Origin of the sequence: Streptococcus raffinosi, assembly GCF_030284685.1 — a bacterium.
Taxonomy (GTDB): domain Bacteria; phylum Bacillota; class Bacilli; order Lactobacillales; family Streptococcaceae; genus Streptococcus; species Streptococcus raffinosi.
In genome coordinates this window covers 142,289-164,453 of sequence record NZ_JASUZV010000002.1, presented here as the reverse complement: position 1 = coordinate 164,453, position 22,165 = coordinate 142,289, and the positions used below count along the sequence as shown (strand labels likewise).

The following is a 22,165-nucleotide window of genomic DNA, read 5'->3' as shown; positions in this document are numbered from 1 at the left end:
GCATTTCATTATCTTAATATTAGCTCGTTAGCCATTTGTCTTCTGACTCTTCACATATTGTTTCATTAGCCCCTTAGCTATCCACTTTGGCCAAAAGAGTTGGTACATATACAAATCTTCTTTACTACGAGTATTATCAGCAATAGTCCTAGAAGTCTCAGACTCTTCATGAATTCGGTGACACATAAGCTTATCTGCTACATAGATAAAACGTCCCTTGAACTCGCTAATCTTATACCAAGCATACCAGTCAAGGCTAACCTTCATCTCCTCATCAAAATAGAAATTCTTCAACTTTTCAAGATTATAAGTGACAGCCGGACAACAAATAGGATTTCCAAAAGCCATCACACGATTGCGCCAAAAATGACTAGCTGGAAAAAGATTCAAGGTTTTGAGCATCAAGGTTTTGATCTTAAGATTTGTATTGGCAGGAATCTTAAGACCATTTTTTTCTTCAAAATAATCAGAATATCCGATTAAAACATCAGAATTCCTTTCCATTTTGCCCAATACTTTATCAGTGTATTCTGGCTCATAGTAGTCATCTTGATGAGCTATTGTAGCATATTTAGTCTCTACAAAAGACATAGCATTGTTCCAATCCTTACCAATTCCTCCACCTTGTTTAGTATAAAATGGGATAGCATAACGCTGGCAAAGTTCCTTAATCGAATCTAAGGGCGTTGAACTATAACAGATGATTTGTGATTTAAGAGTTTGATTTTTCAAAGATTGAATACAAGCTTCTAGATAATCACTTTCTCCATAAGCACAAATTACCCAAGTATGATTATCCTTCATTCTTTTCCTCTTTCTCTTCTACATGACTTTTTAGAATAGATAATTCTTGAACTAAGTGCTTAATCTGCTCCTTTTGCTTAGACACAGTCAATGTTTGCAAAAAAGCGATGACCAGCAAGAAAAAGATAGCAAGTGACAGCAAAAAATTCGAAGTCAGTTCAAATCCAAGTAATCCTGCAAAATAAACCGGAATAACATCAAAAATGGAAATAACAATCATTACCAGACTGATGACAATCCACATGAAGGCTTGCTCAAATAAAATATTATTTTTATTGATATTTCTAATGACTAGATAAAGGAAAAAGATTGAAGCTATCAACATCACTATAGATAAAACTGACATTATTCACTCTCCCTCATAAATGCTGCAATAACAATAGATGAACACACTTCAAGCATATAACGAATAGATTTAATTGGCGTTATGGAAGAAACACCTCCAGTACGTTCAAACATATTTGCTGGTTGTTCAACAACTCGATATTTACGTTTCAAAATATGAACAATAGTCTCAGGTTCTGGATACTTGATTGGATAACGTTTAGCGAATTGTTTGATAATAGCTTTATCAGCCAAACGATAGCCCGATGTCGTATCTAAAACTCTTTGGCCTGTCGTCCATTTGATGAGATTAGAAATCACACTAATTCCAAAACGTCGCATAAACGTCGTTTGAAATTCCGACTTAACATCACCAACAAAACGAGAACCAATAACTAAATCTGCTTCATTTTTTCGAATTGGCTCAAGCAGTTCTGATAGAGACTCAATATCATGCTGTCCATCACCATCAAATTGAACAGCTACATCATAGTCATGCTCCAGTGCATATTTGTAACCTGTTTGAACCGCACCACCAATTCCAAGATTCATGACAAGATTAACAGCATTAAAATGATTCTCTTTCAAAATTTCTTTTGTCTTATCCGTTGATCCATCATTGATCACAACATAGTCCAACTCAAAATCAACTTTCTTGCGGTAATTCAAGATACTTGTTACCGTGTCGAAAATGCTTTCCTCCTCATTGTAGGCAGGAATAATCATTAAAACTCTCAACTACTTCTCCTTTCCTTTACAGTATAATTTTGAAAACAGTGAGACAAGTCTCAAACGCTCGAAGGTTCTAAAAGTCAATACCGAAACAACGGTTTGCATTCGTTCTCCTGTTATTTCCGATGATAAGGGGGTTAAACTTGAATCAATATTTTCTTTAGAAATCCACTGCTTAATTTTTCTATATTGATCCATAAATGATGAGCTAGAAGCTGCTCTCCCAGAAAAAAGTAAATACCAAATATAGTAGCGTTTGATAAAATAACGAATATATTTTGAATCACCAGCAACTTGAAGTAGATGGCTCAAGAAGTACACAATATCTATATTCGGATTAAACCCTCTTTGTGATGTATTTGAAATACTTTTCTCGTTAAAATACCAATTGTAGCCATTATAATCAATTATTTTTATCTTTTCCGTTAAATTGTAAGCTGATAACGTAAAAATAACATCCTCACCAATTGGATAATCAAAAAACTCAATCTCATTATCGATTAAAAATGAAGTTCGATAGATACGTGCCCAAGGTGCAACTATAATATATTTAGACCATTCAGACTGTGTGAGGTCTTGCTTGAAAAGTGTCTTCAAGTCCTGATTAACACGCTTATAGCCACCAAGAACAATATCTAGTTGTTCTTGATCTATTGCATTATAAAAACGCTCTAAATAATCAGAATCAACAAAGTCATCATTATCAATAAAGACGATATACTCACCCTTAGCGAGGTGTATGCCTTTATTTCTAGTTTTAGCAACTCCCTCGTTTTCCTTATCAATAACCCTGATACAGTCATTTTTAGAAGCATAACTTTTTATAACTTCTAAGGTGTTATCTGTAGATCCATCATTCAAAAGAATAATCTCATAATCTTTAAATGTTTGGTTTAAGAGTGAATCTAAGCACTGTTTAATACCCTCTTGAGCATTATATACAGGTATAACTACGGAAACGATTGGATTAGACATATGATACTTTCTAATTATTTTACTGTTACACATTAAAACTTTTTATATAATTTCATTAGGTGTGGGAATATCTTAATTGATAAATTCACTCCAAATAATCTAGTTAGTAATCCAGTGTATTTAAAGGATTTATTTTTTATTTCATTTGAAAATTTAAGAAGAAATTTATAATCTCTAAGTAAACGTTGAATCTCAGGATGACTAGAATATTGATTAACAAAAGGTAGGATTGAAATATAAGAAATCGCAAAATAAATATTCAATGCATCCTTAACATTAGAACTCAATTTGTCAATGTCAGTTAAACCAATTTCAATGCTCTTTAAAATATCAATTACATTTTGCTCCTTAATGATATTAGTAATACTTCCTAAGCGATTCTGTCTATATTGATAACAGTCTACATTCAAAATCGAATAAGAAGATATTAATTTTAATAGGTCTGCGCAATATAAACAATCCTCAGATAAAAAGCCAATAGGAAAATCCAAACCTTGTTTAAACAGATTTCTCCTCACACATTTATTCCACGCTGGTGCAGTTAAAACTTCATTTTTAACTAATTCAGCCAATTCATCATTGATATCACCTTGATTAGGAATAAAATCGAAACTAACTTTAACACTATCATCTAATCCGTGATATTTATTATAAGAAAATACGATGACATCACTTCGATAGTTTTCAATATTTTCCGATAGTGTATGAAGAAATTCTGGATTACTCCAAAAGTCGTCCCCATCAACAAATAATAAATAATCTCCCTTAGATTCTTTGATACCAGTATTTCTTGCTGAAGATAAGCCACCATTTTCTTGATGAATAGTTCTAACAACTTCATATTTAGAGGTTAATTGATCGCAAAGATTTCCAGTTTGACCATCTGTAGAACCATCATCAACAATAACAACTTCATATTCAGAATTAGGGAAATTTTGATTTGCAAGACTATCTACACATTCTTCTAAATACTCTGCCACGTTATAAGCAGCTACCACAATTGAAAATTTCATTTTAATTTTTCTTCCTAAAAATTGTATATGGATTCGTTATAAAATAAATTACTAGAGATGTCAGTAACCATGCTATCATCGCACAAAGAAATGATAGGGATGCCCCAAAAATCTCAAATTTAGAAACTAAAGGCTTAGCCGTTAAGAGTGATACAGTGTAACCTACGACAAATGAAATCACTAAAAAATGCTGCTTTCTAAATATCGTCAAGATATTATCACATACTGTTGAAAAGGTACTTGCAATCCCACCTAATAACAAAACTACAAAACTAGTTTGGTACTGTTTTAGATGAGTTCCATATACAATATCCAGTACTGGAATCGCTATAAAAGCACCAACAAGAAAAATGAAGGTACACGTACCAAGTAGAATCTTGAAGAGATTATTCTTGTAAGTTATAAAATGCGAAATCTTCTTTTCTTCCAAGAAAACTGCAAGTTGGGTAATCATTGGTCTTAGAAACACAATCATCAGATTCATGGCAAAAATGGGTGTGAATAAAATACTAAAATCCCTCTGAACACCGTTACCAATTAGTCCTTGGTTAAAAATATCATTCAATGCATATTTAGGTTGGTTATAAATTGAAACCAGCAAAAAAGCATTAATAAATAAAGGCAAACAATCTTTCAATACACTAATGATATTACCAGGCTTAACACTTAAAGGATTCAATCTATGGAAAACTTTTGAATTAGGATAGTCAAATAGAGCGATAAATACGAATGAACTGATTGTTTGTGCAATCACTGACCACAATAGATTTTTAGAGATAACTAAAGTTAAAGCAAATACAATTGTTGAGATAGTATTTCTCAGGAAAAGAGACTTCCCAGCAATATCCAAACGTTCCTGCTGCTGAAACAATCCTTGAAAAACATCTGATAAAGCTTCACTAACTCGGAAGAAAGAGACCCAAAATATGATTCCAACATTCGAATGCGTGTTTGGATTAAAGATTAGATAAGCCACTAAAAGAAGAACCATTGCAATATTAGAAATGATCCTAGTAACAAAATAGGTATCAAAAGAATACTTTTCTCTTATATCTGTTGCTTGAAAGTCTCTGACTTGAAAACTAGCAACAATAACAAATAGGTTTGCAATCGCATAGGCAAAACTATAAATATCTGCCGAGACACTATTCAAGGCGCGTGTAACAATAAAAAGAAGTATAACAGAAACAGCTGCTGAAGACATACTTCCTAAAATATTCCAAAAGAAAACCTTTTGGGCAGATACTTTTTTCAACTATTTTCACTCTCTTTCGACACATATATTCCACTAATTATATCATATTCTCAATGAAAAAAGAGAGAACAGCATTATTACACCTGTTCTCTCTTTTGAAATCAAAAAATATTTGAGTTTATTTCACTTCCTGTTTGTAAAACTCTTTCAAAGCATCTTGCCATGTTGGAATGACAAATCCGGTAGCCTTAGCTTTTGCCAAGCTCATTGTTGAGTTAAGTGGACGTTTAGCTTTAGCTGGGAATTGGCTTGAATCTACAGGTTTCACCTCAACATCAGTGTCTTTGAGGATTTCAACCGCAAAGTCATACCAAGTTGTATCTTCAGCCGCATCGTTAGACAAGTGATAATAACCATATTCCTTACGGTTCTCAGCTAAATAGGTCATAAACTCTGCCAAAGTACGTGTCCAAGTTGGACGACCATGTTGGTCATTAACGACTGTAAGTGTCTTGTGAGTCTTAGCAAGATTTTGCATAGTGAAGACAAAGTTCTTACCATAGTTACCGAATACCCACGCAGTACGAATGATGTAGAAGTTAGAAACATGTTTTTCAACAAGTTCTTCACCCATGCGTTTTGTACGACCATATTCTGTCTGTGGATCTGGTTTGTCATCAACTTCCCATTCTTGTCCAACTGGTTTTTCACCATCAAAAACGTAGTCTGTTGAAATATAAACAAGCGTTGCACCATACTTTTCTGAAGCTTTAGCGACATTTTCAGTTCCTGTCACATTAATAGCATAGTCAAGTTCTTTGCCTTCATCTTCAGCGGCATCCACTGCAGTGTAGGCTGCACAGTGGTAGACCAAACTTGGCTTCACTTCTGCGAACACTTCGTCTACTTTCTCAGCATTTGTAATGTCCATCTCAGCTACGTCTACTGCTACATATTCTTCGTTGCGTTCGTCAAGAAGGTGACGAAGTTCAGTTCCGAGTTGGCCATTTGCACCTGTTACTAGAATCATATTTTTCTCCTTGTAATTAAATAATATTAGTTTCATTTTAACAAAAAAAGCAGAAAAAATCTGCTCTCGTATAATAAATTTTAATCACTTCATCACGACAAAAAGTTGATTATCTTTCCTATAAATATCGTACAATTTGGTCGTTTCTAATTGTTTATATTCTGAATTTAAGGTAGTCGCATCAAAGGGTTTAAAGTCAATATCTAATTTAGTAATCGCATTAAACCTCATTGTCATATCCCAAGAAACATTAGTATTAGGCATTATCAAACTACTTATCATTGGATAAACTGAAGTTGCATTTTCATAAATAGGTGAATTAGCAACAAAACGATTAATATTTACCACATTATTTTTATCAGTTAAATACTTATTCAAGCTGTTCCCTAGCATAGTGCTTTGTACTGTGAATGTACTATTCTGTTGCTTTAAGTTGCTAACATAAATAAATGAAAAAGCAAGGAAGTAAAAAATAATTAAACTTGAAAGTACTGATTTTAAAATATTAATAAATTGTTTTCTATTGGTTATTCCCAGAGCAACTACTAAAACGATAGAAGAAAATATTCCCAACCCGTATTCATACCTAGGTCTCAATAGATAAAATTGTTCCGAAAGTATTAGGTAACTTCCGTAACTAAAAATACTTCCCAAAACAAGCCAAGCAATTGTTAAAGCAAATGTTAATAGTTTCTTTTGCTTACTAGTACTTATAATATTGAATACCAATAAAACTATAACTATTAGAAATAGTAGAATCCAAATTTTTGAACTTTGAAGATATATATTTTTTAGGTAGCCTTTAGTATTCGCTAACATAATACTAGGAAGATGTAATAAACTTGGGATACTTCCTTGGTCAGCAAAAATCGGTGGCTTGATAGTAATTTGTATTTTATATAAAACCATACCCCCAACATAGGATAAAATTGAACATACTAAACTCTTTATATTCAATTTACCACCGTAGACTACTTCTAAAAAGAGAAGTGTTAGCGTCATGAGAATATAAATTCCCGATGATGCTTGGTATGAATTACACATGAGATAAATACATACAACCGAACATAAACTAAATAGTTTCCTAGACTCCCAAAAGATAAAAGGAAACATTGACACTAAGATACTCAGTGACATAAATGGGTTGTCAAACCTAAAGCTCAAAGGCTCTAAAAACCAAGGATTTATTCCAATAATAGTTGATGCTAAGGCTAAAACAGGAGTAACCTTTTTCGATGGAAACAATACAAACAACAATATAGTGCTTGCAAACGTTAATATAAAGGCTGAGATAATATTTGTGGTTAGACCTGGATCAGTTAAATGAGCCCCTCCCTGGATAAGTCGTGCTGAGACTTCACTCAAATATCTAGAATAGTGTTGAGAAAATCCAGTATATCCCAAAAGTTGTCGACCTATATCATCAATATACGGGAACTCTGCTAAACTGATGTTGATATTAACCAAGAGGTAAAAACCTAAGATAAGAGATAAAACAAATTTATTTTTCTTAATATAGTTCTTTAAATTATTAAATACTCCTAAAAACTCTTCAATCATTTTCAACCCTTCTCCTTAATTATATACACTGGTCGTTTCTTAGTTTCTAAGAAAATCTTGGAAATGTAGTGACCGATAATACCAAGCGCTAAGAGCTGAATACCTCCGATAAAGAGGATAATAGAGACAAGACTCGCCCAACCAGCTACGCTTCCACCAATGGTCAACTTTCTGATAATGACGAAAACAATTCCAACCAAAGAAATCAAGAATGAGAAGGTTCCTGCCCATGTAGCTAGTTTCAAAGGAACTTCTGAAAAGTTGATAAAACCATCTAAAGAGTAATTCAATAGTTTCCAGAAAGACCAAGAGGTTTCTCCAGCTACACGTTCACGATTTTCATAAGAGACATAGGCCACATCGAAACCAACCCAAGAAAAGAGTCCCTTTGAAAAACGATTAACCTCTTTGAGTTCTAGGATAGCATCAACAACCTGGCGAGTCATCAAACGAAAATCACGTGCGCCATCAACCATCTCGGTATCAGAAACTTTGTTAATTAGCCAATAGAAAGTCTTGGCAAAAATGGAACGAATCGGAGGCTCTCCCTTACGGTCAGCACGACGAGTCCCAACAACATCATAACCTTCTTGAATCTTGGCATACATCTCAATAAGCAGTTCAGGCGGATCCTGAAGGTCAGCATCCATAACTGTCACATAATCTCCCTGAGCTGCTTCAAGGCCTGCAAGCAAGCCAGCTTCCTTACCAAAATTACGTGAGAAAGATAGATAGTGAACATTTTCAAATTGCTTTGAAACCTGTCTCAATACCTCTAAAGTTTTATCTTTAGAACCATCATTCACAAAGTAATAGTTAAACGCTAGTTGATTGGCTATCTGCTTTTCAACAGCCTGACAAGCTTCTAAAAACGGATGAATAGTCTCTTCTTCGTTATAACAGGGGACAACGATAGCCAGTGTTTTCATAAACGTTCTCCTAACGAATACCTAGAGCGATACGGGCATAGCGGCTCATTTTTTCTACAGACCAAGCTGGCGTCCAGACCAACTTCACTTCAGTCTTAGTGACTTCTGGCACCTCTTTCATGGCATCATGAATTTGGTCTGTCAAAAGATCTGCCAAAGGACAACCTATCGTTGTCAAGGTCATATCAATCTCAGTGGAACCATCCTGCTCAAAACGGATGTCGTATATGAGGCCTAAGTTAACAATATCAATCCCTAGCTCTGGGTCGATAACCATTTCCAGGGCTTCCAAGATACGGTCTTTGATTTTTTCAATTTCTGCTTCAGTATAGGTCACTTCAGACATAGCTTTTCCTCCAAAATCAGGGCCCTACATCAGGCCCTACTCCATTTTACTCTCTTAGTCTTCAATAAAGTCCTTAAGCTGTTTACTGCGGCTTGGATGGCGCAATTTACGAAGGGCTTTCGCTTCAATCTGACGAATACGTTCACGAGTAACGTTGAAGACTTTACCAACATCTTCTAAAGTACGCATTTTCCCATCATCAAGACCAAAACGGAGACGAAGAACGTTTTCTTCACGGTCTGTCAAAGTATCAAGGACTTCATCCAATTGCTCACGAAGAACGACACGAGTCGTGTAATCGACTGGATTTTCAATAACTTCATCTTCGATAAAGTCACCCAAATGACTGTCATCTTCTTCACCAATAGGTGTTTCAAGTGAGACTGGTTCTTGAGCAATCTTGAGGATTTCACGGACCTTATCTGGTGTCATACCCATGCGCTCTGCAATTTGTTCAGGTGTGGGGTCTTGGCCCAACTCTTGCAAAAGATTACGTTGCTCACGGACCAATTTATTGATGGTTTCAACCATGTGAACTGGGATACGGATGGTACGTGCTTGGTCTGCGATGGCACGTGTGATAGCTTGACGGATCCACCATGTCGCATAAGTTGAGAATTTGAAGCCTTTAGAGTAATCAAATTTATCAACGGCTTTCATAAGCCCCATGTTACCTTCTTGAATCAAGTCCAAGAATTGCATACCACGTCCCACATAGCGTTTAGCGATTGAGACGACCAAACGAAGGTTGGCTTCTGCCAAACGTTGTTTAGCTTCCAAGTCACCATTTTCGACAGCGATAGCCAATTCTTTTTCCTCTTCATTACTCAAAAGAGGGACTACCCCAATTTCTTTGAGGTACATACGAACAGGGTCATTGACCTTAGCTGAGTTTGAACCAAGAAGCTCCTCGTCTGTCAATTCCTCTGGTTTTGGTGCTTCAACAACATATTTAGATGAAGGGTTTCCATCCTTATCAGTGATAGAGATACCACCGTCTGTCAAACGTTCCAAAAGGTCATCAATACCGTCAGCATCAAGAACAAATGGGATAACCAGTTTTTCTGTGACTTCATCATCAATTGCTGTACCCGCTTTTTTGTGGTTACGAATGAAATCAGCGACTTGAACGTTAAATGCTGTATTTTGTTTTTTCTTTGCCATGTGTTACTCCATATCTCGTTTTTGGGCGATAAGCATCTGCAGGGCTTCCACCGCTGCATCCACATCACCATGGTTACTTGATTCTCTTATTTGTTTACTTTGCTTACGAAAGTCCAGTTCCCTCAGAAAATGATTTCTACGCTCTTCAATAGCCTGGACTTCTTCTAAACTGGTTTCAGGTGGCAAAATCTCCTCTAAAACCTGATAATAGGCTGTTTGTACCTCTTGAGGAAGCACAGACAAAGCTACCGTGTCAATCTGGCCATCCTGCTTAAGAACCTGATAAAGCTCCTCTAGCTCGGCTGTCTGGAAGAAAAAATCATCCCGCATCCGGTAATCATTCAAGATCATAGGATGATTAAGCATGCGATGGAAGAGTTGATTTTCCGCCCGACGGAGGCCTGTAATCTTAGGCGTAGATGGTAGCTTAACCGTTCCTCTAAATCCTGACGCAGAAGACTCATAACTACTATTGCCGGCAGCCGATAATTGAGCCGTCTGCTGATTTCTCAAGGCCAGGCGCTCGTTGTTAACTGCTTGCTCAACTTGGAAAAAGTCAAAGTCAGGCAGTAAGTCAGCCACCTTAGAAATGTAGGAATTTTGCGCCGTCACAGATGGTGACTTGGCAATAATCTTTGCAATCTGCTCAACATAAGCAATCTCTGCTTGAAGATTATCTACATTAGCAGGCTTAAGTTGGCCAATCCAAAATTCCACATCTGAGATACGAGACTCGACCAACAGTTTGCCCAAAGCCTCTTCAGATGTTTTTTGAAGGTACTCATCAGGATCCATATTGTCTGGTATTTTAACAATATCGACCTGAAAGTCCGACAAAAGCTCCAAAGACTTAGCAATAGCATTTTGCCCAGCCTTATCACCATCATAAGTCAGAACAATCTTCTTGGTTAGTTTGCGCAGACGATTGACATGTTCAGGCGTCAGAGCCGTTCCCATAGAAGCTACAGCATTAACCTGCCCAGCCCTATAAGCAGCAATAACATCCATGAAGCCCTCCATCAAATAGACTTCATGAGTCTTCTGAATCACTGGCTTAGCCTGATCTAAGTGGTAGAGTTCATAGGATTTATTGAAAATACGAGTAGCTCTGGTATTTTTGTACTTAGCTTGCCCTTGTTCAATAGCTTCCTTAGTCCAAACACGACCTGAAAAACCTATTGTCTTACCGAATTCATTTTTGAGCGGAAACATGATTCGATTTTTAAAGGTATCGAAAAGACGATTACTTTCAGAAAGATTAAAAAGACCTGATTCTGTCAGCACCTCTTCGTCGTATTTTTTGGAAACAGACTGATAGAGATAATCTGGTTCGTCAGGGGATAGACCAATCTGAAAGGCCTTAAGTAAATCGTCAGTCATGCCACGCTCATAAAGATAAGCACGCGCCGCCTCTCCTATCTTAGTCGTCATCAGTACGGCATGATAGAATTTAAGAGCATCCTCATGAAGATCATAAAAAGCTTGATTTGGAGAATGCTGCTGTTGGGCTTGCCTTGGCGCATCTATCGTAACTGCGATACCTAAGCGATCTGCCAGAACCTTGACACTTTCTTGGAAAGAAATCTGACGGTATTCTTCTAAAAATTTAAAGACATCCCCAGACTTTCCACAACCAAAGCAATGGTAAAACTGCCTGTCCTCAATAACGTTAAAAGAGGGGGTTTTCTCCTTATGGAAGGGACAAAGTCCGAGGTAATTTCGACCTGCTCGATTTAGACTGACAACTTCACCAATCACGTCAACGATATTGGTGCTGCTCTTAATATCTTCTATTAAAGCTTTGTCAATTGCCATCTACTCGCCCCCTATCTTACCATAATTGCATTACCCTTAATTATAGCATGATGAAAAATGAAAGTAAAATAAAAATGATTTTTCTGAGCAAATCCCTTGTCAAGGTATACAAAATCGGATAAACTATTAAAAGTAAATAAAAGAAAGGAATCATTGTCAAAATGATTAAAGAACTTAAAGACTTTTTGTTCAAGGGGAATGTCCTTGACCTTGCTGTAGCCGTTGTTATGGGGGCTGCTTTCAACGCTATCATTACTTCACTTGTTGGTGATATCATCACACCACTTATCCTTAACCCAGTTGTTAAGGCTGCTAACGTTGAAAACCTTTCTAAATTGTCATGGAACGGTATCGCATACGGTAGCTTCTTGAGCGCAGTCATCAACTTCATCATCGTTGGTACTACTCTCTTCTTCGTTGTTAAAGCTGCTGGTAAAGCAACTGCTCTTAGCAATAAAGCCGCTAAAGAAGCTGCTGAAAATGCTGCTGAAAATGCTGGTCCATCACAAGAAGAATTGCTCGCTGAAATCCGCGACCTTCTTGCAAACAAATAATCTCTATTTGTTTAACTAAAAGCATATGAAACTAAGATGTCTGATAATTATTAGACATCTTTTTCGTTTTAGTAAAACCAACTGTATTATCTATTCGCTAAAACAGAAAAAAACTTGAGAATATACTCAAGCTTTTTTGCTATAGAATCATTCTTAATTAGAATTTTTTACGTTTGCGAGCTGCTTCTGATTTACGTTTACGTTTTACAGAAGGTTTTTCGTAATGTTCACGTTTACGAGCCTCTTGAAGAGTACCAGCTTTAGTCACAGAACGTTTGAAACGACGAAGAGCGTCGTCAAGTGATTCGTTTTTACGAACAACTGTTTTTGACATTGAATTCACCTCCTCAAGATAATGTAACATTTTACACGTTCTATTCAAGTATACAAAACTCATCTTTGTCTGTCAAGAAATATCTTTTAGGTTTCCACCTTTTGAAATTCTAGATAGGTTTTTACTTCCTTAGGCATAATAAAAATTTCTCTAGTCAATACATATACAGAGCATTTTAAATAGTGAGATGACCTAAGTATCACTTCAAAAGCCTTGGTGTAGTCCTTTCTCCAATAAGGAGATTATTAACACAACTTTCTGCCACGATAAAACGCCTAAAACTTCTATAGTTTCAGGCGCTGGTAGTTTTGAGATTCTAGGTTTGAAACCTCCTTAGGAAACGATAAGTTCCAACTTCACCTAAGGAAAGTCTCAAAAAGAAGACTTGGTCTTCAAGCTAACTAGAGAAATCATCTCCAGTTCCTATTTTAGTCAACTGCTGTGTATTTAGAAGCATCCTTGATGTACTCGTCGTAAGTACCATTATCTTTCAATTTCTTGATCACTTTATTAACAGCTTTTTTCAACTTGTCATTACCTTTAGCCATGGCAACAGCTTTCGCATCGCCATCATCAACTTTAAGGGCAACGCTTGCCAAAGTTAAATCTGAATTTTGGGCTACATAGCCCTCTGCTACTGGTTTTTCAAGGTCAACAGCATCAACTTGGCCAGATTTGACTTCGTTAATAGCTTCACCCATAGCTGTAAGTGATACGACTGTTGAATCTTTCAATTGTTTCTTAGCAAGGCCTTCTTCAATAGTTCCTTTTTGAACGGCTACTTTTTTACCTTTGAAAGCATCTAAGCTTGAGTAATCAGCGGCTTGATCTTTACGTACGATGATAGCATTTTGTGTTTCGTAGTAAGGATCTGAGAAATCAAAGGTTTTCTTACGTTCAGCTGTCACTGAGATACCTGAAATAGCAATATCAGCCTTACCAGCTTGAAGGCTAGAGAGGACATTGTCAAAACTCATTGTTGTCACTTCAAGTTTAACCCCGAGTTCATCGGCGATAGCTTGTGCCAATTTGATATCTGAACCAACCACTTGGTCTTTGCCATCAATCAAGGTTTTGAACTCAAATGGTGCGTAGTCTGGGCTCACAGCTACAACAAGCTTTTTATTTTCTTTAATGGATTCATAAGCATCCTTTTTTGACCCACAAGCTACCAAAGTCACAGTAGCAAGGAGAGCCATAGCCCCAAGGAAAAGTTTTTTCATTTTCATAAGAAACTCCTGTATAAATATAATTTTTCGCTTGTTATTTTACTTGAAATTAGTGATAATGTCAACATTTATGCAAAAATTGCGAAAGTTTTTCCAAACCTTTCTGGAGAACTTCCTTGTCACAACAATAGCCAATGCGGACATGGGATTCCTTGTCAAAACGGTTACCTGGAACAACGAGAACACCATAGTCCTGTAGGAGTTCAAGAGCAAAGTCTTCAATGGGACGAGAAACCTCTAACTTGACAAAGGAAGTCGATACACTAGCTGGGCGAATCCAAGAAGCCTTAGGCTCATCAGCAATCCAAGCATCCATAAGAGCTATATTTTCCGTCACAATCTTACGGTTACGCTCCAAGATGGCTTCCTTATTTTTGAGGACAAGGGTCGCCACCATATCATCAAAAACACCGGCACAAATCATTGTGTAATCACGATAGTCACGTAGAATGTCTGCCACCTCAGTATTAGAAGCTACCCAGCCTACTCGGATGCCAGGGATTGAATAAGTTTTAGACAAACTATTGACGGTAATGCCTTTGTCATACAGGTCAACGATGGAAGGAGCAGGATTATCAAAACTGCGATAAACCTCATCTGAGAAAATATAGGCGCCCACTTCCTTAGCAATGGCCACCAACTCCTTGAGGTAGGAAGCATCCATAAGGGCACCGGTAGGATTATTAGCATTGTTAATACAAATCATCTTGGTATTAGGACGAATCAGCCGACGCAGTTGATCCAAATCAGGCAACCAGCCCTTATCTTCCTGAACTTCCCAGAAATCCACTTCTGCTCCTAAGGATTTAGGAATATCATAAAGCTGCTGATAGGTGGGATACATAGAGATAACGTGGTCTTCTAGCTCAATCAGAGCATAGAGGGCAAGCATAGTCGCACCTGTAGCCCCATTAGTTTGGAGGATATTGTCAACTGGCATATTCTTGTACAAACTTGACACCTGAGCCTTGAACTCTGGTGACCCTTCAATCCAGCCGTAATCCATCTTTTTCCTTAAAAGTTGGTTAAAAAAAGTGTCCTTATCAATACCTGAGAGGTCAAATAATTCCTCTAGGGTTAGGGCCTTAATTGAAACACCTGCAATATCATAAATGGCCGATTTTTCATGGACATTAAGCCATTCTTCAACACCAAAACGTGGTAGCTTCATTATCTCTCCTTGCTAATCTCAAGCTTTGCTTTACTACATTATTTATTGTCATTTATGACAGACTTACATTGATAATACCTGTTTTTAACATAGAATTCAATAAAAAATGGGGTATGTATGTGTCCCATTTTGGGAGAAACTAAAATCACCAAGAGAACATAAAAGAAAGGCCGAAAAGGTGTAGCGTTTTCACTCATTTCAGTCTTGACTTTACTGTTATCTTGATGATACAATAATTCTAAACTGATTAAGCAAAGGTGCGCTTTGTTTAATCGGTAGGCGGAAAGGTGTTCGCGCACCTTCCGTCTTTTTCTCGTGTTTTATCTATAAGATTATTATATCACAATTAGAGTAAATTGCAAGTGTTTTTGCTAAATAAAGTTTCTTAAAAGCCTGTAATATCAAGGGTTCTTTTAATTTTCTATTATCATAATTTCCTAATCATAGGAGTCAAGCCATCACGTGCAATTCTTGCTCTAGGGATCAAATGCTCACTTTTATTTTCTCCCCTAACTAGATCAAAATGATCTAGTTTTTTTATTTTTTTGTATTCTTTTCTCCAACTACCAAAAAATATATCTCGTAAATCTCCTGAATAATACAACAAAATTATTTGAGCCATAGCAACAGCACCTTCTTCTGACCAATACATACCACGTTTTTTCATTCGATATGTCATTTTTCTGTGTTGTGACTCCATCACACCAATGGTTAAATCCCCTAGACCTCTATCCTTTGGTGATGCCGTATAGCTAAAGTCATTGATAATACGTTTCTTGAAGGCCTGAAATGACTCTATCTTAGCATCTGTCTCTAATAGCGACTCTGCTGTATCTAAGATTACCTTTAGGCCTGTCCTGTCTCTTTTTCTAATTTTCTTGACTGCAGCATCAGCTAAATCGCAAGAAATAGGAGTAAGATTTTTCTTGATACACTCACTAACATGGTAGGGGTCCCAAAAGTGAATATGCTCACCCTTGGAACAAAATTTAACAAATTCACGGAATGATGACGGGGTGTAGCCTTTTCCTCCATCTGAGTTTGTGATGATAGTTGTTCCTGGTGCAAGCTCAAAATTAGTTGTTATATAATCAAGCAGTGTATTTTTAGCTTTTTTCACTTTTGAGTTAATAACTTCAAATTTATTTTGCAGTTTCTTTCTACAGCTACTATCAGAACCCGTGTGTACGACAAAATGGCTTAATTCTATGGAGGATCGTTCCGACTTTCTCACCCAAACACCATCACCTTCAATATAAATTATGTCGGTCTTGATTTTTTCCTTTCGTTCGATACTTTCTGATAAAGCCCAAGAATCGTACTCTTCTTTTTGCTTGATGAGATTACCTGCTTCAGACACGGCCCTATGAACGACATTCTTTGAAATACCAATATCTTGTAATAAATCAAATACCTCAACGACTTTACGGTAAGGCATAAAAGAGGCCAAAATAGTCACCAAGTATAGAAACTCTTGTGAAAAGCGTTGCCGTGGTATAAGCCCTAATTTTTCGTCTAAAGGGACTCTAATAATATCTCCTTTTTTCCACCGACTTCTTGAAAAAGTCATGGTGCCAAAAGAGAACGTCACTGTCCGTTCTTTTTGATTAATTCTCTTAAAGCCTTGAGCCCTCATGCTTGCTGCTATCGTCTTCTCATAAGAAGCTACCATCTTAAGGAAAAATTGCTGATTATTTTCCCTCAATTTCCGCTTAAAGTCTAGTTCGTTAAATGCTGTCATTATATTTCCCTCCCCTAACTATTATAAATTAAGGACAAAAAAATAACTCCCTCTTAAAATGAGGGGGTTATTTTAGGATAGAACACAGTATAGAAAGTATAGAACACTTCTATACTTTAGTATATAAATACTCGGTTTGCGTATAGAAATATTCTATACGCTATTTATTTCCAAAATTGCCACCAATGTTTATGTATAGCATCATTTTCTATATCTTCTATACTTGTTTCTATAAGTAAGGTGTCTTTATTATATATAATTTGGTGAAGTTGATCTATCTGCTTATCTTTTTGTATGATCTGTTCTTTCAGGGTCTCACAGTATTCTTTATAGATGATTTCTTCTACACTGTTTTCTTTATCTTCTTTATTGTTTTCTACACCAACTTCTTTATCTTTTTCTTTACGGTCTATACCCTCTTCTATACTTTCTATACCATCTTTATCAGTATAGAATTTTTCTTTAACCAGTATAGAACTGATAACCAGCTGAGTGATACTGATGCCTCTTTCTTTTGCTATATCACTGATCTGTTGTTTTTGGTCATCTGTCAGTTTGATATTGATTTGGGCCATGCCTCTTCCTTTCAATTTTTAACGTGTCACTTTATTATAACCCTTTTTATATCTACGAAACATAAAAATAAAAAGTTTTCTTTTTAAATCAAAATAAACGAGTATTGAATTGTCAATTAAAAATCTGCAAAACTCTTACGCTTTCCGTTATAGGGGTGACGCAGCCTATAGGAAGGGGTTATCTTGATATCCCATATTTGGTCCGATACCGCCTGAAGGTTCTTTCATTGATCCCTGTCATAGAGGCAACATCTTTGTCTGAATAACCCGACAAATATAAATCAAATGCGTGCTTAAGTCGTTCATCATCTTCTGTAAATAATGCTTTTCTTCCTGTGTACTTTCCTTGAGCTTTTGCTAGAGCAATTCCCTGGGCTTGACGTTCCTTAATACGTTCTCTTTCTGCCTGTGCCTGGTATTTGTATATTTCCAAAATCAGGTTGTTAAGCAGCCTTCTTAAATTGTCATCCTCAATCCCTCTAAGAGTTGGAAGGTTTAAAACTTCCAGAGTTGCCCCCTTCTCTTGAATATAGTTCATTATAAACGTTAGATCCTTGTTATTACGGCCTAGTCTTTCCAACTCAGTCACAACAACAATATCACCTTCACGAATAAAATCTAGTAAGGTTTTAAGCTGCGGACGTTCTTTATTCGCTCCACTTGCAGCCTCTTTAAATATCTTTTCTGTATCTTTCAGTTGTTCAAGCTGTCGGTCTAAATTCTGATCGATTGTACTTACTCTAGCGTAACCAATTCTTGCCATTTTGTCCTCCTTGTTTTGCCTAACCCTATTGTCCGTTTATCAAAGCCTATCATAGCAATAAAATAAAAAAAGGACAATAGGCTACAGCCTATTGTCCTTCAGTTTGTTCTTCAGCTTGTTCTTCAGCTTGTCCTTCAGTATCCGTTAAAACCTCATATTTAACTACCTGAAGAATTTTTAAAAGGGTGGATTCCTGATAATGTTTACCCCAAGAAGGGTTATTAATAGTTGAGACAATACCGTAACTTACTGCCTTAAAAATCAGAATCAGGAGGGAAATTCCAAAAATCAAATTCAAATTAGAGTGACTAAATTTAGACTCAAAACCACCCTTTAAAAGGAAACCTAACGCAGTAGTTGCTACCAACGTTGGTAATGAAGTAACTGCTTTGATTGTGTTATTATATCCTTTCAAGGTATTTGCTTTTTTATTTGTTAAATCAGATATTAAAAGATCAATGAACTTCGATACGTTATCTCCATAAACACGTTTTAATTCTTCTGCTGTTTTTTTGCAAACAGTATCAAACTTAGTAGGGACCTTTTGAAACTCTTTATCAAAGCAAACATAGTAGTATCTAATAGCTATTATGTCAACTATGCTACCAAGGATTATACCTACAGCCCACCAGATTCCCCACTGACATTCTATTACCCCAACTACAAAAGGAATAATCAGAAGAAATAGAACGCCAAGACTAATAAAGAGATTTTTTCGATACTTTCTTAACTCTTTATGAGAATTTTTTTCCCAAGTATCATAATCTTTTTCAAAGTCTTCTATTTTTTTATATAATTCATCGACTACTTTATCCATAACTTCCTCCTAATATAATACGTACTATAGTATACATTATTACTATAGTGTAAGTAAAGAGAACTTGTAGTTATAAATTAATTCAAATTTGTATTTCTTAATTCTTCAAGAATGTTTTCTATATATTCTTCTTTGACAGTTTCCCAGGGTTCTACTTTTTCACCTGATAATACATAGTCATGAATTTGGTTATTCCTACGGACAACACTAACTGTTTTCCCTTTTATAAAGCCTTTTTCAATAGCTTCTCTCAATTCATCAACTGTAATCATCTTCAAACTCCTTTTCTTTTTATTTATCTATTCGTAAAAAGTTTTGTTTTTTTGAAGAAATTATAGTTGTTTCTTTAATTCCTTGTCTTCTTTCTTGTGTTGACGTTCTTGATTTATGCTTTGATATTTAGTCAAGTTAGTTACAACGTCATCACGTTTTTCTTTAAGAGCAGCCCTTTCTAACTGTACTTCTTCCAGGACTTTCTTCATTTGATAAGGGTCTGTATTCTTATCAATATGATTTTTCTCAAGTATCTCTTCAGCAACCTCTACATTAGCCAACTGGCCTTGATAAGTTGATAAAGCTCCAATAATTTTGTTAGCTTCTGAAAGACGGTCATCTAAACGGTCCAACTCAAAGTCGGTTTCTTCTAATTGTTCCAGGAGTTTATTTTCCAGGTCTTCGTATTGTTGTGAGTTAGTGACATTGTTATCTGATAAAAAGTTCAATTCATCCACCAGGCGGTCCAACTTAGAAATGTATTTGTTTTTCTTAAGCAAGAGGTCACCACTCTTTTGTGAGAGTTGCTTCATAACAGTTCCACCTGTGATATAGCGGTTTTGACTTGAGTGGTCAGGATTGAGAAAGTAAAAGAAATCTTTTTGTTTAACGTAAGCTGTGAAAGTTCCGTCTTCGTTCTGATCTAGCATCCGTGCAGGTATTTTGATTTGACCTTTTTGGTCAATACCAAAATCAACTGTTACAAAGATACCTTGTGAGGTCACTTCATCAACTTGCCACTCTTCGATATCTAACTTATACTCAAAGTCTTCCTCTTTTTGTTCTTGCTCTTCCTGGTACATTGCAGCAACATCTTCTTTGGAATAAACAACTTCATTCTTTGCTAAAGCCTTCTTAATCTCCTCTAAAGAATATTTTCCTTTTTTGGAAAGTGTACGATCACGGGTAAACTTTTGTTGCCCCTTGTCATCTAAACGATACTTAACATACTTACCTGAGAAATCAACGGTTACATTTAGTCTCTTTGCTTTTTCCTTGAAATCTTCCAGGGAAAGAGAGTGCCTCAATAAAAAGTCAAGACGTTCTTTTATTTCAACCTTATAGACGTTTTGTCTTCTCCAGGCAGAATATTTTGTATAGCTATTATTTAGTTTTGGTTCAATAACTTTAGCACCTGCAATCTCTGCATACTTATCTGAAATTGCTGCTAAAGTTTGTTTTGTATTTTTCTTCCATTGGAATTTTTTCAGGGTAACGGTATTGGTAGTGTTTAAAATAATATGGTTGTGTAAGTGTCCTTTATCCAAGTGTGTCGCAATAACAAACTGATACTGTCCACCCGTCAATTCCATAACAGTTTTGCGACCTATCTCATGTACCTCTTCTGGGGTTAAATTATCCTCAGGTGAAAAAGATTGAATAATATGGTGTGCTAAAACTTTTTTAGGGTCATGTAGATCAGATTGATAGGCGTTCAATCCAGAACGGCCATTAAAAATATCTGCACTTTCTTTCATCAAAACAAAGTCGTCAAATATATTTTCTGCATCAGACTCATCAGTAAGATTGTGACCACTGACTAGACGTTTACACAAAGTCCCGTCAATAAGCTCCATAGGAAATGAATCTTGTTCTAAAGTGTTTATCTCTGCTTTCAACGTCTTTGCATCTTGTGTGATATAGTTGATAGACCTCTTTAGGTTCTCAGTCTTTTTGATTTGGAGTACTTTCGTAATTGGCATTTTCTTTCAATAAATTCCCTTCTTTAAACTCAGTCATGATAACCTTGTTCATTTCTTTTATCTCTTGACGTAACATCTCAAAGGCTTCGGGTTCAACTGTTCCTGTTTCATGAATGTATCTAACAATTTGGTTGACGTTACGCCCAATAGCATTAACTTCTTGACGTAGTTGCATAAGTTCGGAATAGTCATAGTTATTAACTTCCCCATTAAGTGCTAACTCTAATAGAAATTGTTGGCGACTTTTTCCTGATTGATCTACACGTTTTTTTAATTCTTTAACCTCTTTAGGGTTTAGTCGTAGTTTGCATTCTATGTATCTTTCACGCTTTACCATTTGTTACATCCTTTCATGTTTGCCTATTTTTTTAGCTATTATTATGTGACTTAAACCTAAATAAAAACATCCTTCATTATTTGCTTATTGTAAAAAAATCTAGTTTTTTCTACTTTGGTTATGCCAAATCTATGGATATAGAGTGATGGACAAACCCCATGATATCGGGGTATACTTTCTATCTGGCAAGCATAGTATGTGGGGCCCCACATACTGAAATAAAAAAGAAATCGCTCGAACCAGGCCTCTATTTTAGGACCTGTTTTTGCGATACTTTTTTAATCTTGGGGAAGACCCCAAACCCCTGACTTTGTCGCTTGCGCTCTCTTTCATGAGTGACACTTTTCCAAACTGTACACTCTTTTTAAGTGTGCAGTTTTACAACTTGCACACTTTGATAATATGGACATCTTTTTAAGATGACCATTTAAAATATATTTCCCATTTAAGAACCAGGTTCAAACTCAAGGATATCTTGCTTGATTTTGGTATATTCATCATCAGTCATATTTTCAAGAGCTGTTATAGTTTGTGTAAGGTTTTCGGCGAATTCTTCACCTCCATTTTCAAAGCCGTTTTGTTTAAAATCGTCTAGGTCAGCTTGTATGATTTTAACTAGTGCTGCTTTAGGTCTACGAACATTCATAGCATTAAGCGTCTTCTGACCTTGGATAAAATCTTCCATATCAAGAAGATAATCCATTAGCGTCATTTCAACAGTTGTTTCTTGTTCTTTAGTAATCGTCATCTTTCTCTTCCTCTCTTCTTTCAATTTGTGTGA

Annotated in this window: 24 protein-coding genes; 1 reads left to right on the top strand and 23 read right to left on the bottom strand. The window is 36.1% G+C overall.

Annotated elements, in window-relative coordinates; translation table 11 throughout:
• Window positions 1-27: 27 nt before the first annotated feature.
• The 12 genes from QRD39_RS02265 to dnaG form a co-directional block, all read right to left on the bottom strand.
• On the bottom strand, window positions 28-804 hold the full coding sequence (locus tag QRD39_RS02265; RefSeq protein WP_285955517.1) for a glycosyltransferase family 2 protein: 777 nt from the start codon (window positions 802-804) through the stop codon (window positions 28-30).
• Window positions 794-1,150 carry a DUF2304 domain-containing protein gene (locus QRD39_RS02260; protein ID WP_285955516.1) on the bottom strand — a complete coding sequence of 119 codons (357 nt, stop codon included), beginning with the start codon at window positions 1,148-1,150 and terminating at the stop codon, window positions 794-796. The genes QRD39_RS02265 and QRD39_RS02260 overlap by 11 nt, the downstream gene beginning before the upstream one ends.
• A complete protein-coding gene (locus QRD39_RS02255) occupies window positions 1,150-1,866 on the bottom strand; it encodes a glycosyltransferase family 2 protein (protein ID WP_205030435.1) in 717 nt (238 codons plus the stop codon). Before QRD39_RS02255 ends, QRD39_RS02260 begins: the two co-directional genes overlap by 1 nt.
• Complete coding sequence (locus tag QRD39_RS02250) at window positions 1,867-2,835, bottom strand: glycosyltransferase family 2 protein (RefSeq protein WP_285955515.1); 969 nt, start codon at window positions 2,833-2,835, stop codon at window positions 1,867-1,869.
• Window positions 2,836-2,867: 32 nt separating this feature from the next.
• Window positions 2,868-3,848: a glycosyltransferase family 2 protein gene (locus QRD39_RS02245; protein WP_285955514.1), complete on the bottom strand. Its 981-nt coding sequence runs from the start codon at window positions 3,846-3,848 to the stop codon at window positions 2,868-2,870.
• A gap of 1 nt (window position 3,849) precedes the next feature.
• The gene (locus QRD39_RS02240) at window positions 3,850-5,103 is read right to left on the bottom strand and encodes an MATE family efflux transporter (RefSeq protein ID WP_285955513.1); all 1,254 of its coding nucleotides are present in this window, start codon (window positions 5,101-5,103) and stop codon (window positions 3,850-3,852) included.
• A gap of 118 nt (window positions 5,104-5,221) precedes the next feature.
• Window positions 5,222-6,109: a dTDP-4-dehydrorhamnose reductase gene (rfbD, locus tag QRD39_RS02235; protein WP_285955512.1), complete on the bottom strand. Its 888-nt coding sequence runs from the start codon at window positions 6,107-6,109 to the stop codon at window positions 5,222-5,224.
• A 48-nt stretch (window positions 6,110-6,157) separates the two neighbouring features.
• Window positions 6,158-7,633 (bottom strand): glucosyltransferase domain-containing protein, encoded by a 1,476-nt coding sequence (locus QRD39_RS02230; RefSeq protein ID WP_285955511.1) that lies wholly within the window; start codon window positions 7,631-7,633, stop codon window positions 6,158-6,160.
• A 2-nt stretch (window positions 7,634-7,635) separates the two neighbouring features.
• The gene (locus QRD39_RS02225) at window positions 7,636-8,562 is read right to left on the bottom strand and encodes a glycosyltransferase family 2 protein (protein ID WP_285955510.1); all 927 of its coding nucleotides are present in this window, start codon (window positions 8,560-8,562) and stop codon (window positions 7,636-7,638) included.
• Window positions 8,563-8,572: 10 nt separating this feature from the next.
• A complete protein-coding gene (locus tag QRD39_RS02220) occupies window positions 8,573-8,908 on the bottom strand; it encodes a metal-sulfur cluster assembly factor (RefSeq protein WP_008535193.1) in 336 nt (111 codons plus the stop codon).
• A gap of 54 nt (window positions 8,909-8,962) precedes the next feature.
• Window positions 8,963-10,072 (bottom strand): RNA polymerase sigma factor RpoD, encoded by a 1,110-nt coding sequence (gene rpoD, locus QRD39_RS02215; RefSeq protein ID WP_008535195.1) that lies wholly within the window; start codon window positions 10,070-10,072, stop codon window positions 8,963-8,965.
• Window positions 10,073-10,075: 3 nt separating this feature from the next.
• On the bottom strand, window positions 10,076-11,887 hold the full coding sequence (gene dnaG, locus QRD39_RS02210; protein WP_143568018.1) for a DNA primase: 1,812 nt from the start codon (window positions 11,885-11,887) through the stop codon (window positions 10,076-10,078).
• Between the two features lie 161 nt (window positions 11,888-12,048).
• Between dnaG and mscL the strand changes: the two genes are divergently transcribed.
• Complete coding sequence (mscL, locus tag QRD39_RS02205) at window positions 12,049-12,441, top strand: large conductance mechanosensitive channel protein MscL (RefSeq protein ID WP_285955509.1); 393 nt, start codon at window positions 12,049-12,051, stop codon at window positions 12,439-12,441.
• 157 nt (window positions 12,442-12,598) lie between these two features.
• On the opposite strand, the gene rpsU is transcribed toward mscL, so the two are convergent.
• The 11 genes from rpsU to QRD39_RS02150 all read right to left on the bottom strand — a co-directional run bounded on the left by rpsU (window position 12,599) and on the right by QRD39_RS02150 (window position 22,132).
• The gene (gene rpsU, locus QRD39_RS02200) at window positions 12,599-12,775 is read right to left on the bottom strand and encodes a 30S ribosomal protein S21 (RefSeq protein WP_002884573.1); all 177 of its coding nucleotides are present in this window, start codon (window positions 12,773-12,775) and stop codon (window positions 12,599-12,601) included.
• Between the two features lie 428 nt (window positions 12,776-13,203).
• Window positions 13,204-13,998 (bottom strand): transporter substrate-binding domain-containing protein, encoded by a 795-nt coding sequence (locus tag QRD39_RS02195; RefSeq protein ID WP_285955557.1) that lies wholly within the window; start codon window positions 13,996-13,998, stop codon window positions 13,204-13,206.
• Between the two features lie 67 nt (window positions 13,999-14,065).
• Entirely contained in the window at window positions 14,066-15,175 is a 1,110-nt protein-coding gene (locus QRD39_RS02190; protein WP_285955508.1) for an aminotransferase, read from the bottom strand.
• Window positions 15,176-15,602: 427 nt separating this feature from the next.
• Window positions 15,603-16,916: an ISLre2 family transposase gene (locus tag QRD39_RS02185; RefSeq protein WP_285955507.1), complete on the bottom strand. Its 1,314-nt coding sequence runs from the start codon at window positions 16,914-16,916 to the stop codon at window positions 15,603-15,605.
• 164 nt (window positions 16,917-17,080) lie between these two features.
• The gene (locus QRD39_RS02180) at window positions 17,081-17,491 is read right to left on the bottom strand and encodes a hypothetical protein (RefSeq protein WP_285955506.1); all 411 of its coding nucleotides are present in this window, start codon (window positions 17,489-17,491) and stop codon (window positions 17,081-17,083) included.
• 178 nt (window positions 17,492-17,669) lie between these two features.
• On the bottom strand, window positions 17,670-18,254 hold the full coding sequence (locus tag QRD39_RS02175; protein ID WP_285955505.1) for a recombinase family protein: 585 nt from the start codon (window positions 18,252-18,254) through the stop codon (window positions 17,670-17,672).
• Between the two features lie 88 nt (window positions 18,255-18,342).
• Window positions 18,343-19,071: a hypothetical protein gene (locus tag QRD39_RS02170; RefSeq protein ID WP_285955504.1), complete on the bottom strand. Its 729-nt coding sequence runs from the start codon at window positions 19,069-19,071 to the stop codon at window positions 18,343-18,345.
• Window positions 19,072-19,148: 77 nt separating this feature from the next.
• The gene (locus QRD39_RS02165) at window positions 19,149-19,343 is read right to left on the bottom strand and encodes a competence regulator inhibitor paratox (RefSeq protein WP_285955503.1); all 195 of its coding nucleotides are present in this window, start codon (window positions 19,341-19,343) and stop codon (window positions 19,149-19,151) included.
• A 60-nt stretch (window positions 19,344-19,403) separates the two neighbouring features.
• Window positions 19,404-21,047 (bottom strand): helical hairpin domain-containing protein, encoded by a 1,644-nt coding sequence (locus QRD39_RS02160; RefSeq protein WP_285955502.1) that lies wholly within the window; start codon window positions 21,045-21,047, stop codon window positions 19,404-19,406.
• Entirely contained in the window at window positions 21,010-21,384 is a 375-nt protein-coding gene (locus QRD39_RS02155; protein WP_070849653.1) for a plasmid mobilization protein, read from the bottom strand. The genes QRD39_RS02160 and QRD39_RS02155 overlap by 38 nt, the downstream gene beginning before the upstream one ends.
• 445 nt (window positions 21,385-21,829) lie before the next feature.
• Window positions 21,830-22,132 carry a hypothetical protein gene (locus QRD39_RS02150; protein WP_285955501.1) on the bottom strand — a complete coding sequence of 101 codons (303 nt, stop codon included), beginning with the start codon at window positions 22,130-22,132 and terminating at the stop codon, window positions 21,830-21,832.
• Window positions 22,133-22,165: the final 33 nt, after the last annotated feature.